Source organism: Photobacterium leiognathi (genome assembly GCF_030685535.1).
In the GTDB taxonomy this organism is placed as follows: domain Bacteria; phylum Pseudomonadota; class Gammaproteobacteria; order Enterobacterales; family Vibrionaceae; genus Photobacterium; species Photobacterium leiognathi.
Genome location: NZ_CP131599.1, coordinates 127,869 through 142,331, shown reverse-complemented (window position 1 = coordinate 142,331; position 14,463 = coordinate 127,869). Strand labels below are relative to the sequence as shown.

Below are 14,463 nucleotides of genomic sequence, written 5' to 3'. Positions count from 1 at the left end.
TGACATAAGTTTAATTTACTAGCATCCATTAACCATCTATCTTTAATCTTCAAACAAAGAGTTATTGCCGACCGATTAGGCGCAGTCTTATCAATATTTGTAATTAAGCCTTGAAAATCTCTTACTGCATAACATGATGTTATGAGATAGCTGGTATCAACGAATACTTTATTTAAATCGCAACCTTAAAAAACTCTATTACGACATGATTGAAATTAATTTACACTGTAAACCCTCAGACAAATTCATTTCACATAGCTAGCTACAATTCTATTCATAAATAATTTACAGTGTAAACCAAATAAGCACTAACATGCATATATATTACTCTAAGCTAGAAGCGAGAACCGTAATTTAGTAGATGAGATTAGACATCACCAGCTCTCATAGAGTATTGAGTATTGAGTATTGAGTATTGAGTATTGAGTAATGAGTATTGAGTAATGAGTATTGAGTAATGAGTAATGAGTATTGAGCAGTAAGCAGTAAGCAGTAAGCAGTAAGCAGTAAGCAGTAAGCAGTAAGCAGTAAGCAGTAAGCAGTAAGCAGTAAGCAGTAAGCAGTAAGCAGTAAGCAGTAAGCAGTAAGCAGTAAGCAGTAAGCAGTAAGCAGTAAGCAGTAAGCAGTAAGCAGTAAGCAAAAAATTTTAACGGTCAGATTTACAGTGTAAACCAGTAAATAAATTTACACTGTAAATGATTAAGAAAACTGATTTACACTGTAAACAGTCTCATCATCCTAATGAACTAACAGTATTTATGCTATCCGGAATAAGATGTTTACGTACAAATGAACGTAGCTCAGCCTCAGCTTGCTTTCTTCCAGTTAAATTGAAGCGGGTCACCATATCAGCCCAGGATTGTTTTTGTAATACTTTTGCTGTGCATAGCAATAAATCATCTGAACAATAAGCTGTGTTATTCAATATAAACTCACTTAACTTCATTTCTAAACTAGCAACAACCGTGTCATAGCCAAACGAGCCATTAGAAAAACCTGTTAGCTGCATCTTAACTAATGAAGCAGATAATAAATAGTTAATAGGTTTAACCGAGATGTGACGATATAGAAAGATAAACAGTAACGGTGATATGTCAGAAAACTGCTCAACACGTTGAGCCCCAAACGTTGCTGAAAATAACATTTTGGCATCATCAAGCCATAGCTGATGACATGCATTGTTAAGCGCCTTTACCATCAACAAAGAATGATGACCACTTGCACTGTCTTTCGTTATACCTAAACGAATAGCTTCGAACTGGCATCGACTCCAAAAAGAAACTAACTCTTGTGTCGCGCCAAAACTTGTACCAATGTAGTCTATAGATTGTTCATTCGCAACTTGCTCAGCAGTATGAATTAACTGTTGGTCAATTCCCTGATGTTGTAATGTCGGTAAAACAGCAATACGTAAAATACGATAACACGATTGCATTGCTGCCGATTTAAAACCTAAATGTGCAGCCACCGATTGTGCAAGCAAATGTCCTTTAGGGCGACGCTTTCCTTGAACAACATCTGATGCAAGCGCGTCATCAAAGCCCCCCTCTTTAACGACTAAGCAGCAGCCAACAACATCATTTCCTACGCAAGCCACTATTAATTGTTGGCTATCGTCATTAAGCAGTTGCTGAATATCATTTGGCGATGTTTGATAATGGGCATGGATCAATAAGCCAACAACTTGAGATAGTAGATTGGGTGAATGTGTCAACTCCGCTTTATCAATCAAACAATATCGAATTTTACTCTTTGGTAAATTTGCCAACGTTGAATGCTCAGCATCAAGTAAGAGAGCTTTAAATACCCAGGCTTCAAGCGGATCATCATTTGCCCAGCGAATAGGTTGATCAAGATGCAACCCTCGCCATTGTGGCATTTTTAAATTTAAAGCTTGTTTGAATTTAATTTCAAAGCCTCGACCAGTACCTTCATAACCATGAATAGTCGTGGCAAACACTAAACGATTATGAACATCAAGCAGCTGAGATAATGTATCTGCGGCAATAGCGGCCGCTTCATCAACTAAGATAAGATCATATTCTCGCGCTGTTTGACAGATCATATCTGCTGCGACAAAAACTAACTCACTTCCTTTACTAGCGAGAATACGGTGGGGATGAGAACAATCAGCATCTTCTATTCGTTGAGCAGCATGTGCAAAAATAGTCGCAGCACAGGCAAAAGATGGAGCCGTAACCGCAATTTTAATCTTGCGAGAAGACATTAACTCAGCAGCTGCAATCCCCAAAGCCGACGATTTTCCTCGACCTCTATCAGCTGAAAGCACTAAAGGACGCTTACGATGACCAGTACTCACTTTCAAAATAGCATCAACGGCCTGATCTTGCTGCGCAGTCAGACACAAGCGGGGAGCCGTTGATACAAAGCTTTCAACGCATCGTTCATAAACAGATTGAAGCACTAGTGGTGGTAATGGCAGATCTTCTCTCAACCGAATAACATCAGCCAAAGTCGAAACATTGGCTATATGTTGAGAAAATCGCGAGCACCGTTCAAGTGACAACCAAGCGGAAGGTAGCAACAATAACAGCACACCACCGCCACGGATCGTACCAGACAAAGCACCAAGTACATTCGCATCAATGCCATCGTGAGCATTAATAATTAAACAATCGGTTTCTTGTCCTAGCCATTGCTTAGCATTTTTAAAACGGCAACTGGATAATAAAGATGGTGCCGTTTCACCTACCCATAACGTGCTTGGATAGTGTTGAGAAAACTGTATAGCGATCTTTGTTGACCAATCTAAAGCCCCCTCGACAATCACTAATCGTCGACAATGGCATTGAACAGAATTATCACGTAATTGAGAAATAAAAGTAGGAAGTGAAGACAACATAAAATGATCCAAGCAACACAGATTGGCTACGATCATAACATGTGAAAGGAATGAGCAAGGTAAAAAAAACCACGCTAGTTAGCGTGGTTTGTTGAATGCTTATTTTAAGTAGTCATTTAAATAAGCAAGAATATCGCTCACTTGGCGATCACTCATTTTTTTCAAGCGAAGCTGAAGCTTATCACCATCACGGGTATAGCTCACTTTACCTTTGATCAACTCTTGAGATGATGGCTTTTCTACAACAGCTTTAGGCTGTAGTGCATCCCCCATTTCTTCAAGTTTTACCGTTACTTCACGTGTAATACGGCTGATCCCTTGCGCGTTAATGGTCTTCCATAATGCGGTTTTATCCGAGCTTAACTCTTGGATCATGTGCTTTTGCTGATCAGGAGCCAAACCAAAAAATACACGATGGAGCTTAACAATGGTTGGACGACCTAACTCACCCACACTTGGGTATGCCATCAACAACTCCATCGGTAAGCTTGCTGCTTTTAATGCACCACTGACTAGCGCTTCGCTACATTGACAGTAACGGGCAAGCTCTTTCTGATCAGCCACTTTCCCACTATCAAGTAGATGCTGCATCTCTTTACCACGCTCATATAAACTTAGTGGTTTATGTGCGTTAGCAACATCAGAAAGAAACTTAGCATGTTCCGTATTGATCCCTTTAGCGACATAAATAAGAAAATCTTTATGAGCTAAAATACAGGACATGCGACGACGACTACCGTCGAGCACTTCAATACGGCCATCATCTAACCAGCGGCCAACCGCTGGATATTGCTGACCACGATCTTTTAAGGTTGATAAAATATCAGCCAGTGCGTGCTCATTTAAAAACGCCTGCTCACGAGCATTTTCTGCAAATACCGTGGTTTTTGTACTTACATCATCAGCATTGATTTTAATTAATTCAAACGCGACTGTTTCTTCACCCGCAACCGCTAATTCAATCACAGCCGCTTTATCACGTGCAGCTGTTTGCGCTTCTGTAACATTGGTTGCTCGACGTTTGTCAGCTTTACCAAACAGACGAGCATTAAGATCAGTCGTTTTAATTGCCATCTGTTAATTACTCCTCGTTAAGGTTTGCCCAATGGCTATGCATCACACGTTCAAGTTCTAAACCAACACGTTGAATAGCTTCTTGAGCTGTTGAAAGGGTCTTTTTACCCCCTTCAAATTCTGCCGCAGTTAAGTCAAATACCGTACTGTAAGTATCAGCACAGGTTTCAAATGCACGGCTTCTTGGTACTGTTGCCATCATTACCTGATCACGCAATAAATAGTTCATTTCAGTCAGTACTGAAACTTGCTTTTTATTATCATCTTCAAACATCGTTGGCATTAAACGAATAAATTCTAAACCGTGCCACTCTTCGGGGAACATCTCATAAACTGTTGGTAAGTGCTGGAAGAAGTTAACAGTTGAAGCCCAGTCTAAGCGCTTCGCAGCACACGGAATGATCAATGCGTTCGATGCATACATCGCATTCCACACCAATGGATCGATGTGAGGACCAGTATCAATCATAATAATGTCAAATTCATCAGCAATTGGATCAATCACTTTTTCTTTCAGTAATCGAACAATATCAAGATCTTGATTTACAGCGAGATCTTGCCATGCATCAGCATTAAACATCGCATCTTCAGGGAAAGCGGCAATGGTTTTTAAGTTAGGATATTGGGTTGGCATCACCACATTATCCATCACAAAGTTTTTGTCCATCTGCACATCTGCAGGCACGTTATCTAGCATAACGTCAACGGCAGAATAGATCGTCTCTTGTTTACCCACACTAATTAAAGGGTTTAAGAATAAACGTAGTGAACCCTGTGGATCGAGATCGATAAGACAAATACGATAGCGCTTATCTAAATCAAGAGCTAAACAAGCAGCTAGGTGAACTGCTGTCATTGATTTACCCGTGCCACCTTTTTGGTTTTGCACATTCACAACCCAAGGTTTACGACCAGCACCTTCGCGCTCATAAAAAGCGGGTTTTTTAGCCGCTTGCATTAGCTTATGCGCTTCTTCTAAGGTAATAGAGTAGTGGTTAGCATTGTTTTTCGTAAATTGGTGACCATCCGCTTCCATACGAGAAATCGCATCATCTAATTTACGACGGGTTAAACCTGAACGTGTTTCCATTAATGCTTTAGACATCGGAGGGAATAATTCCTCACGACGCTCTTCTAAAACAATCTCAATTCGGTCCGCTTGTACTTGTTTTGTTTGCTCAGCAATATTGAGCAAATTTTGGATCGTCTGTTCCCTATTCATTATCACTCTTCGCCATGATGATTGATTGCCTCACATTGTACAGCAAATATAATTTTCAACAATAAAAAGCTGAACATTCAGTGTGATGTCAATCTCAAGTCAAAAAGCGAATTTTTAATAAAAAGCACTCAATTTTAATATTAGCCAATAAAAGAGGTGTGATTTTTTAACGGATAATGCCTCTAAATTATGTCCAGATTCAAACTGTTACAACGTCACTTATTTACAATGTAAATTACAAATACCCAGAAGCATGATAAATATCGTCTAATTTACGGAGCTTGTATTTTCAATATCAACATAGGAAAAAATTGGATAAAAACACAGCTAAATAAAAGATATGATGAAATTACTCAATTTCATAGTCATTTCATTATTAAAACTAAAATCAAGGCTGAAATCACATTGCTTTTAGACCCATTCACACAAACAAGCTTTATTTGATCAGACTTATACTTGATCATTGTTCCGCCAAAATAGCTAAGATCTTGAAACGATGATCAAGATAATCTCATCGCTGTAATAGCATTGATTTACAGGATTAAAAGATCGTCTTCTCTTGGAAAAATGATCAAGCTAAAACGTGGTATATCATTCCGACCAAGCCAATATACGGAAGCATGATAAATAGCTGAGAATTTACGGAGAATGTAGATTCAATAAGGGTTTAGATGACAAAATAAGCCTCTAAAACACTCGAAGGGGATGCTGAAATGGAAAAACAAAGGAAAATTGAAATTCACCCACGCTAACTTGATCATTTTTCCGTACAATAAAGTCCAGATTCAACGCAAAATAACGACACACGCATCAGCGTTGTAATTTCAATCTCTAACAGCGAACGATAACGATAAATAGAAAATTGATGTAAAAAACATCAATATCAAGGAAATGACACTCTAAATGCAAATACATGATCATCTTTCCATGGCAAAAAGACCTTATAAAGCGATTTTAAAGCCAGTGAACCATCACTTTATGCCACGCCCTGTGGATAACTCTGTATATAATCATTGAAACATTCATGATCATGCTTTCAAACCATTGATGATCATCGTTTCAGTTCTCTGATGATCATCTTTCCAACCCTATGATGATCATATTTTCGAGGATATTTTGATCACACTTCCGATAGCGCTTTGATCATTGTTCCAGCCTCCTGTTTTATAATAAACTTAAAAAACATATAGTTATATTTAATTTCCAAACCAGATCATAAGATCACTTAATCAATAAGATCAGAATTAAACATAAAGATCAGTATTAAAAATCTTTAAACAAAAAACTTTATTTCTTGATCTTTTTCCATTAATCTTTGCGGAAAGATGATGGATCTACGGTCAATGACAGATGAAACCACCCCGTAATAGTGACAATACCCCCGTTGAAAAGATATTGATCGAAGCGCCACGATCACACAAAGACGGCCATTTATTTGCGATCCCAGCAAGCTTGGTAGACTGGCTTCCTCAGTATCAACACTTTAAAGGTGTCACCAAAAGTATTATTGAATTACTCAATATTATTTCGTTACGTGGGCTATCAAGCCAAGACGGCTTAGTTTCAACCACTGAATTGGTTGAAGCGACAGAAGGTCAGTTAACTCGAGCGGCGATCCAGCAACGTCTGCGCGCTGCGGTTAATGTCGGTTTATTTAATCAACAACCTGTTAAATTTGAAGAAGGGTTGGCAGGGAAAACCATGCTACATCACTTCATCAATCCAGCATTGCTGATCTCCCAACTTGGCACGGGTAGTTTACAATCTGATCATTTTAAAGAAAAAGAAAAGCAAAAACGTTCAAAAGCGCTAGCGCAAAATCATGTTAATCGTCGTTTACTCACTGAGCATGGCTTAGGTACACCGCCATCAATGCCAGATGAGGCGGATCAAATTGTGGTTTCACCAACAAGTTGGGCAGGGATCATTGATCAGGCATTAGCACCACCAAGAACTAAGAAAAGTTATCAAAAGTCGATGGTGGCGATCAGTGGCACAAAAGCGATCATTGAAACACGATCTTCTAAGTCGATCATGACCGTTGACGATCTGATGACACTGTTTGCATTGTTTACGTTGACGGTGCAATACCACGATCACCATATTGCTGATTATGAGATCCAAGCTCGTTCAACTACCAATAAGACACCGGTTTATATCACCGATATTTTGGCATTACGTGGTAAGAAAGACAGTGGGCCTGCACGTGATTCTATCCGCGAAAGTATTGATCGCATTGAATTTACTGATTTTCAATTACATGAATTAACTGGCCGCTGGTTAAGCGAAAATATGCCAGAAGGTTTTAAAAGTGATCGTTTCCGTTTTATTGCACGCACGATAACAGCATCGGAAGAAGCGCCTCAAGAGGGTGAAGACGGTGAGATCAGGATCAAACCGAATCTGTATATTTTAGTATGGGAACCTTCGTTCTTTGATGAGCTGCTAACGCGCGATTATTTTTTCTTATTTCCACCAGAGATTTTGCGTCAACATACATTGGTATTCCAGTTATACACTTTCTTCCGAAGCAGAATGTCTCGTCGTGTTAATGATTCCATGCTTTTAAGTGAGCTAAATCAAAAGCTTGCTAGAAATATTGAATGGCGTCGTTTTTCGTCTGATCTGATCCGCGAGTTGAAAAAATTGGCGGAAGGTAAAGTTACGGATACCTTGTTTGCCGTGAATTTATGGGGTTACCATCTTACGATCAGTGCCGAAGATCTAGACAAACGCTATACCGACTATCGGATTGATATTAAGTGTGATGCTGATGAAGTGATCCGTTTTTCTCGTGCGAAAACCTACAATGAAGGTAAGCGCACGATGGCACCAACGATGCCAAACCCATTACGTAATGAGATCTTGCCAAAACAAGAGCTTGATCAGCTCTCTGCGATCATTGATGGGGAATTTGAGCCTATCCAACGTAAACCTGCACGACCGAAAGGGCGATTAGGGCGTCGTATTAAGTTGAGAAAGCACTTAGTTGAAATTAATGCCGATGAACTAACGATAGTTTTATCTAAATATACCTCTCCAGAGGCGCTACAACGCAGCATCACAGCGTTATCGGCGATGACAGGACATTCTTCATCTGTAATAACAGAAGAGTGTAAGGGGTATTTAGAGAAGCTCGATTGGTTATATGTTGCTTGTGAGAAAGTTAGCTATGAGACGTTAAGTAAAACTGTTGAGCTGTACAATAGCCGCCAAGATGAGCGCCACTTATCGATTGAACGTTTAATTTCAGGACTCGCGGTACGGCGAAAGGTCTGTCAGTTAGTTCATCAAGGGCATATTAACGAGCAGGTACTCAAAGCGCTCGATGATGTCGCAAAGGGCATATAACTTGATATAATTTCAAAACAAAGAGTGTAGATTTCTATGCTCTTTTTTCATTTTGTTAACGGAATAAAGTCAAAATAGTGTATTTTGATAAAGCTATCTATAACTAAGCTGAATGTTTACGTTAGCGCTAAGGTGTTAACGGTTTAATTGCCAATGGATTGATTGTGGGATGGTAAAGGTGTTTAAAAAGCATAAATTATTCAAAACGTTATTGTGTTTTACGTTAAGTGTACAAACGTTAACCGTTTATGCTAGCGCAGATGATCGCCCACAGGTTGATCGCAAACGGGTCGGGTTAGTTTTAAGTGGTGGTGGCGCCAAAGGTGCGGCACATATTGGTGTGCTTGAGGTCTTAGAGAAAAACCGTATTCCTGTCGATATCGTCACGGGGACCAGTATGGGCGCCTATGTGGGAGGCATGTATGCGATGGGATTTAGTGCCAAGGAAGTGAAACGTCGCACGTTTAATGTTAATTGGCAGGAAGGCTACCTTGATCGTGTTAATCGCAATGATTTAACCCTACGCCGCAAACAGCAAAATGATAACTATCAGCTTCATACCGATATCGGCCTTGATCTCAATGGTGAGTTCAAAGCTCGCTCAGGGGCATTCCAAGGTCAAGGTTTTGCTAAGCTGTTACGTCAAGTTACTGATAATTTACCGTCACTGAAATCGTTCGATCAATTAGCGATCCCTTATCGTAGTGTGGCTACAGATATTGCGAAGCTCAAACCTGTGATTTTAAACTCTGGGCATTTAGCTACAGCGATGCAAGCATCGATGACCGTTCCTGGTGCACTAAAACCAGTTCACTTAAAAGGCAAATTATTAGTCGACGGTGGTGTGGTTAATAATATGCCAGTGAATGTTGCCCAAGTCTTAGGTGCAGAGAATATCATTGCGGTCGATTTGCGTGATAACTTGATGCCAAGTAAAGACTTAGATAGCGCATTAAACATTGTCGCTCAGCTGACCACTTACATGACCAATGCCAGTGCTGATGAGCAAAAAGGCCTGATGAAAAAAGGCGATGTTTATTTACAGCCTGACGTGTCCTTTATGACAGCAGCAGATTTTGATCAGATGACCAAAGCCTATGAAGCGGGTAAGAAAGTCGCTGAGGATGCTTTACCACAGTTACTTCGTTTTCAGTTATCTAAAGCGGATTATCAGGCTTATGTGAAGGAAAAGCAGAGTCGCCGTAGCCAGTTATCATCAGCAACGGCTTACTACATTGATGAAATTAAGATCAGAAATAATACTCGCCTTCCAGATAAAACATTGCGTGCACAATTGGCGTTACAAATCGGTCAAGTGATTTCAAATGAATCACTTGAACTGGCGGTGAAGCGTTTACAAAGTGAAGATATTTATGGCCGAATTACTTATAAAATCGATCAAGTTGACGGTAAAAATATCCTTGATATGGATATCAATGAAAAATCATGGGGACCGGGCTATTTAAACTTTACCCTTGCGTTTGAAGATGATTTCGTCAACCGCTCTAATTTTTCTTTTGGTGCACAGTACCTATATACCGATTTAACAGATAAAGGCGGTGAGTGGCTAACTGAATTTTCATTAGGCAGTTGGAAAAATGTTAGTACCGAATTTTACTTTCCGTTGGATTATGAGCAGACATATTTCACAGAATTTGGTGTCAGCATTAACAATGAGATACGTAAATTTGATCGTTTCAATTTTGATTACATCAATAATGAGACAAATACATTCCATAATATTGAAACCGAATATAAACATACTAATGTGTATGCGGCTATTGGCTGGAATTTTGAATCAGCAGCAAAAATTAGCTTAGGTTATAACGCTCAAAAAGGATCGATAAACGTACTTTCCATGGAGCAGAAAGAGGATTATTTCTTACATGGTCCTTATATCAATATGACCTATGATGATCTCGATAACTTCTTCTTTCCATCATCAGGGCTCTATGCCAATGCGAAAGTGGGTTATAACCAAACCACGAGTGAGTTCCACCAGCGTGGCAAGGTAGATGGTGAGACCTATTTCTATGATTTGGAAGTGAAAAAACCATTCAGTTTTGATCGCCATACGATTGCATTTACCGCAAAGGTTGCAGGCTCTGATTCTGAAGAAATGCTACCGATTTATGCGCAGGCATTAGGGGGAATGTTTAATTTATCGGGTTACCATCGTTATGAGCTGAATGGCCGTTATAGCGCTTTTGCGAGCATGATATACCGTTATCGTTTACTTGATAATAACTTCGGTGCGTTTAAGCTGCCTGTTTATGCTGGGGGCTCTATTGAACAAGGTGGTGTTTGGGATAAATCTTCTAATGTGTCTTGGAGCTCTTCTATCTCAGCTGGCAGTGTTTATGTTGCGGTCGATTCTATTTTGGGACCTGTTTACCTTAGCTATGGCTTAGCGGAAGGTGGACAAAGCGCGTTTTACCTCTCTTTAGGTGGTCGCTGGTAGCGGAAGAATACATAAAAGGCTAGGTATATTACCCCCGAATTCAACTTCGAAGTGCGACACTCTCTAATATCAAGCAGCCATTGCCATTTCTTTGAAAATAACGGCTGGTTGCTTGAACCCTAGACACTTTTTAGGACGATTGTTAATCCTTGATTGAGCAAACTGAATATCGTCATCCGTCACCGTTCTCAAGTCCGTCCCTTTCTTCACATATTGTCTTAGTAGACCATTAGCATTTTCATTCGCTCCCACGAGCTATACGGGTGAGCAAAATACAAATCTGCATCCATCGCCTCTGCGTCTCCTGATGACCTGCGAACTCTCTGCCGTTGTCGGCGGTAATCGTATGTACGTAATCCTTATATGGCATGAGCATATCTATCGTTGCTTTCGTTACCTCAGCAGCCGATTTGGACGCTACTTTCTTAGCTAAATAGAATCGACTCTTTCGCTCTAAGATGGTGACGATTGCGCCAGTGCCGTGCTTGCCTAATACAGTGTCAATTTCCCAGTCTCCAAACCGTTCTCGGTTATCGACAATCGATGGACGCTCATCAATCGATACTGCATTTTTAATCGTTGGAGCCTTCTCTTTCAGTCCTTTACGGTATCGCTTATGTCCTTGCCTCAAGTGGCGATAGAGCTTGCCACCTTGACGTTTATCTTGAGCAACATAGCGATAAATCCATTCATGGCTGATTGATGCTCCTGCCTTAGTTAGAACACTCGAAATCTGCTCAGGACTCCAATCTATGCTGATTAATAGACGGGCAAATTCAACATGCTCAACAGGTATCCGATATTTATGAGCGGTCTTACGCCTGCTAACGGAAGACGCGTGAGCATGTGTGGGACAATATTGGTTATGTATTCGGTTTCTTTTTAACTCACGATAAGCCGTTGCACGATGGCACTTCACTTTTAGGGCAATTTCAGAGATTGAAATTCCCAGTTCCAAAAGGGTAGAAATCTGGTATCTTCTCCCCTCGGTCAACTGCTGATAACTCATGGTAGTACTGCTTGTTTCTTTGGCGAGAAGAGCGTACCACTTTCAGCAGTTGGCTTCCTATTCTATTCCTTTCCATAAGTGTCGCACTTATTATCTGAAACCGGGAATGAAAATAAATCATCTATTTACATTCACATGACAAATATATCTATCAGTGTGACAAAATCATTTGCGATATAACCTTTGTCTTTTCGAGCAGGTTATTAATAGTTTCAGTAAGGATATTGAATATTAATGACATTTTGTATCGAATAATTTTTTAGCGAGCTTTATGCTCGCTTTTTTTTAATAAAAATCTTATTTGATTTTATTAATCATAAATATATGACGAACTTTATAAAAGTTTATTTGTATTTAAAATGACAAATAAATCTCTTTCTCCATACTCACAATGTCAAATTTATGCCATCTATTAAATAATAATATAGTGATAATTTGATGTGAACCATGAAAGATAATTCAGATATTTATTAGTTAACTATCTTGATTAGCAAAGTTAGCGGTGGAGATAGCTCTTTTTCAATTCGTGATTGTTGATGGTAACAATAACCAAGCCGTTAGTGATAGTTGATACAATATCTCGTATTGTTATCAACTCTTCGACAAGTTATAGAGATTGCTTAAATGTAGCTAATGAATTGAATATAATAAAGATTATTCAAGCTTATGGTCTAGAAAATTACCACATTATTTTGCGGTTAATTATCCTATAAAGCAACTACTTTTGCCTATTACTATAGTACTGAAAGTAAATGGGTTAACACTTACCGAAAATATTTTAAGATTATAAAACGGTTTACTCTCGTCTTTAATTTAACCTTTAATTAAAATTAAAAACTAATAGAATTAATATTTTACGTTCAAATGTTGAACTCTATTTCAAGGAGAAGATAACTAAGTATTTCTGATGTTATAAGTATAAATAAAATCATATAAGTCATTGAATAAATAATTTTTTTAGAAAGAGCATTATATTTTTTATAGGTGGTATCATTTTTCTAACAAATTTCTCAATATTAAGAATTAAATTGGCGAATATTAAATATAACTACTAAATTACAAGTGTTATCACGACAATTAATAAAGGTGTCAATATGATTTTATCTGTACGAAACCTATTCTTAGTGATTTTTGTCCCCATAATTATTCTGTTGACTGGTTGTCGGTTAGAGCGAATCGAGATTAGACCAGCTTCACCTACAACACCTAAATTAACGTTATCCTCAGGTAATGAACAAGCATTTGTTGCTGTTGGCTATTTACCCGACGGCTCTTCGAGAGTATTGACTGATGCTGATCTAACTTTGAATAACTGGAAAACTAGCGACGATAACAAAGGTTATTTCAATAAACCTGGCATCTTGACTGGCGGTAATGCTTCTGGAGAAGTCGTTATCTTTGTCAGGAAGTTTGGTGTCACCAGTAATAAGTTGAACATCACAATCGAACCTGTGGTCAAAGAAATTAATGTTTCAAGCACTTATGTTTCTGTACCTAAAGGTCTTACACAAAATCTGAGTGCAACAGCTACCTATAGCGATGGATCAGTATCAGACTCTGTGACTTGGACTTCAAATGACAAAGATATTATATCTGTATCAGAAGCGGGTGAAATTAAAGGCCTTCAAGAAGGCGAAGCGACTGTTACAGTTCAAATAGATAATGTTAGAAAGATAGTGAACGTCGACGTTACGCCTGCGTTAATTACTAAAATTGAAGTAAAGCCTAACTCACTTGAACTAGTTAAAGGTAAAACAGAAAGGAATAGTCATCAGTTGAGTGCGATAGCGACATATACAGATGATAGTACCTCTCCGGTTACAGATTCTGCTTTGTGGGTATCACTTGACCAGTCTGTAGCAACACTATCGATGATGGGGGAGATTACTGCAAATCAAGTAGGTACAACCACTGTTACAGCTCAGATGGATGGTATTGAAAGCGAACCGATCGTCATCGATGTATGTTCACTTGCGGACACCTGTATTGATATCTTCGATGCAGGTAATGGAACTTTATTTACCAGTTCTCCGTCAAAAATATATGTTGATAACATCGATCCAGATCTAGCAACTTGGCAAACGACTGTTGACAATTCTGTACTTACATCTACAGCATTTTCAGAATTCACATCACATGGACTTGATGGTGAATATGCCATGTTTAGTCCTGAAGCAGCAAACACATTGTGCGATACTTACAGCTCAATCAAAATCAACGGTAGAGATAATTGGCGCTTACCTACAAAGGATGAGTTAGAACAATTTGCTGACAATAACGCTATTACCTTCCCTAAATTCGAGAACATGTACACAACACGTGATTGGCCTTTGAAATTTAGCTATTATTCAAGTACCAGTGCTGGCGGTGAATACAACTATCACCATACTGTTAGTCTCGACATTAATTATAGAGGAGCAAACAATCAGCCTTCATTTGTAACCTGTATGTCAGAGCTTGAATGAATATTCTAAATCAGCATG

At 39.0% G+C, this 14,463-nt stretch carries 7 protein-coding genes and 1 pseudogene; 3 read left to right on the top strand and 5 right to left on the bottom strand.

Annotated features, from left to right (window positions below; translation table 11 throughout):
* Nucleotides 1-367 precede the first annotated feature (367 nt).
* The 4 genes from Q7674_RS00675 to Q7674_RS00660 all read right to left on the bottom strand — a co-directional run bounded on the left by Q7674_RS00675 (nucleotide 368) and on the right by Q7674_RS00660 (nucleotide 5,159).
* Complete coding sequence (locus Q7674_RS00675; RefSeq protein ID WP_305422236.1) at nucleotides 368-640, bottom strand: hypothetical protein; 273 nt, start codon at nucleotides 638-640, stop codon at nucleotides 368-370.
* Nucleotides 641-733: 93 nt separating this feature from the next.
* Nucleotides 734-2,863 (bottom strand): tRNA(Met) cytidine acetyltransferase TmcA, encoded by a 2,130-nt coding sequence (locus tag Q7674_RS00670; protein WP_305422234.1) that lies wholly within the window; start codon nucleotides 2,861-2,863, stop codon nucleotides 734-736.
* 99 nt (nucleotides 2,864-2,962) lie between these two features.
* Entirely contained in the window at nucleotides 2,963-3,937 is a 975-nt protein-coding gene (locus Q7674_RS00665) for a ParB/RepB/Spo0J family partition protein (protein ID WP_045066330.1), read from the bottom strand.
* A gap of 7 nt (nucleotides 3,938-3,944) precedes the next feature.
* The gene (locus Q7674_RS00660) at nucleotides 3,945-5,159 is read right to left on the bottom strand and encodes an AAA family ATPase (protein WP_008988568.1); all 1,215 of its coding nucleotides are present in this window, start codon (nucleotides 5,157-5,159) and stop codon (nucleotides 3,945-3,947) included.
* 1,350 nt (nucleotides 5,160-6,509) lie between these two features.
* Between Q7674_RS00660 and Q7674_RS00655 the strand changes: the two genes are divergently transcribed.
* Both Q7674_RS00655 and Q7674_RS00650 read left to right on the top strand, forming a co-directional pair.
* The gene (locus tag Q7674_RS00655) at nucleotides 6,510-8,510 is read left to right on the top strand and encodes a replication initiator protein RctB domain-containing protein (protein WP_305422232.1); all 2,001 of its coding nucleotides are present in this window, start codon (nucleotides 6,510-6,512) and stop codon (nucleotides 8,508-8,510) included.
* Nucleotides 8,511-8,679: 169 nt separating this feature from the next.
* The gene (locus Q7674_RS00650; RefSeq protein WP_305422230.1) at nucleotides 8,680-10,971 is read left to right on the top strand and encodes a patatin-like phospholipase family protein; all 2,292 of its coding nucleotides are present in this window, start codon (nucleotides 8,680-8,682) and stop codon (nucleotides 10,969-10,971) included.
* 69 nt (nucleotides 10,972-11,040) lie between these two features.
* Here Q7674_RS00650 and Q7674_RS00645 read toward each other — a convergent pair.
* Nucleotides 11,041-11,980 (bottom strand): annotated as a pseudogene (locus Q7674_RS00645) (IS30 family transposase).
* Nucleotides 11,981-13,074: 1,094 nt separating this feature from the next.
* On the opposite strand from Q7674_RS00645, the gene Q7674_RS00640 reads away from it, so the two are divergent.
* Entirely contained in the window at nucleotides 13,075-14,445 is a 1,371-nt protein-coding gene (locus tag Q7674_RS00640; protein ID WP_045066450.1) for an Ig-like domain-containing protein, read from the top strand.
* The last annotated feature ends 18 nt before the right edge of the window (nucleotides 14,446-14,463 follow it).

What these genes read in the sequence shown, in the direction of transcription:
- Q7674_RS00670 (WP_305422234.1), bottom strand. Translation starts at nt 2,863, where the DNA reads ATGTTGTCTTCACTTCCTACTTTTATTTCTCAATTACGTGATAATTCT.
- Q7674_RS00665 (WP_045066330.1), bottom strand. Translation starts at nt 3,937, where the DNA reads ATGGCAATTAAAACGACTGATCTTAATGCTCGTCTGTTTGGTAAAGCT.
- Q7674_RS00660 (WP_008988568.1), bottom strand. Translation starts at nt 5,159, where the DNA reads ATGAATAGGGAACAGACGATCCAAAATTTGCTCAATATTGCTGAGCAA.
- Q7674_RS00655 (WP_305422232.1), top strand. Translation starts at nt 6,510, where the DNA reads ATGAAACCACCCCGTAATAGTGACAATACCCCCGTTGAAAAGATATTG.
- Q7674_RS00650 (WP_305422230.1), top strand. Translation starts at nt 8,680, where the DNA reads ATGGTAAAGGTGTTTAAAAAGCATAAATTATTCAAAACGTTATTGTGT.
- Q7674_RS00640 (WP_045066450.1), top strand. Translation starts at nt 13,075, where the DNA reads ATGATTTTATCTGTACGAAACCTATTCTTAGTGATTTTTGTCCCCATA.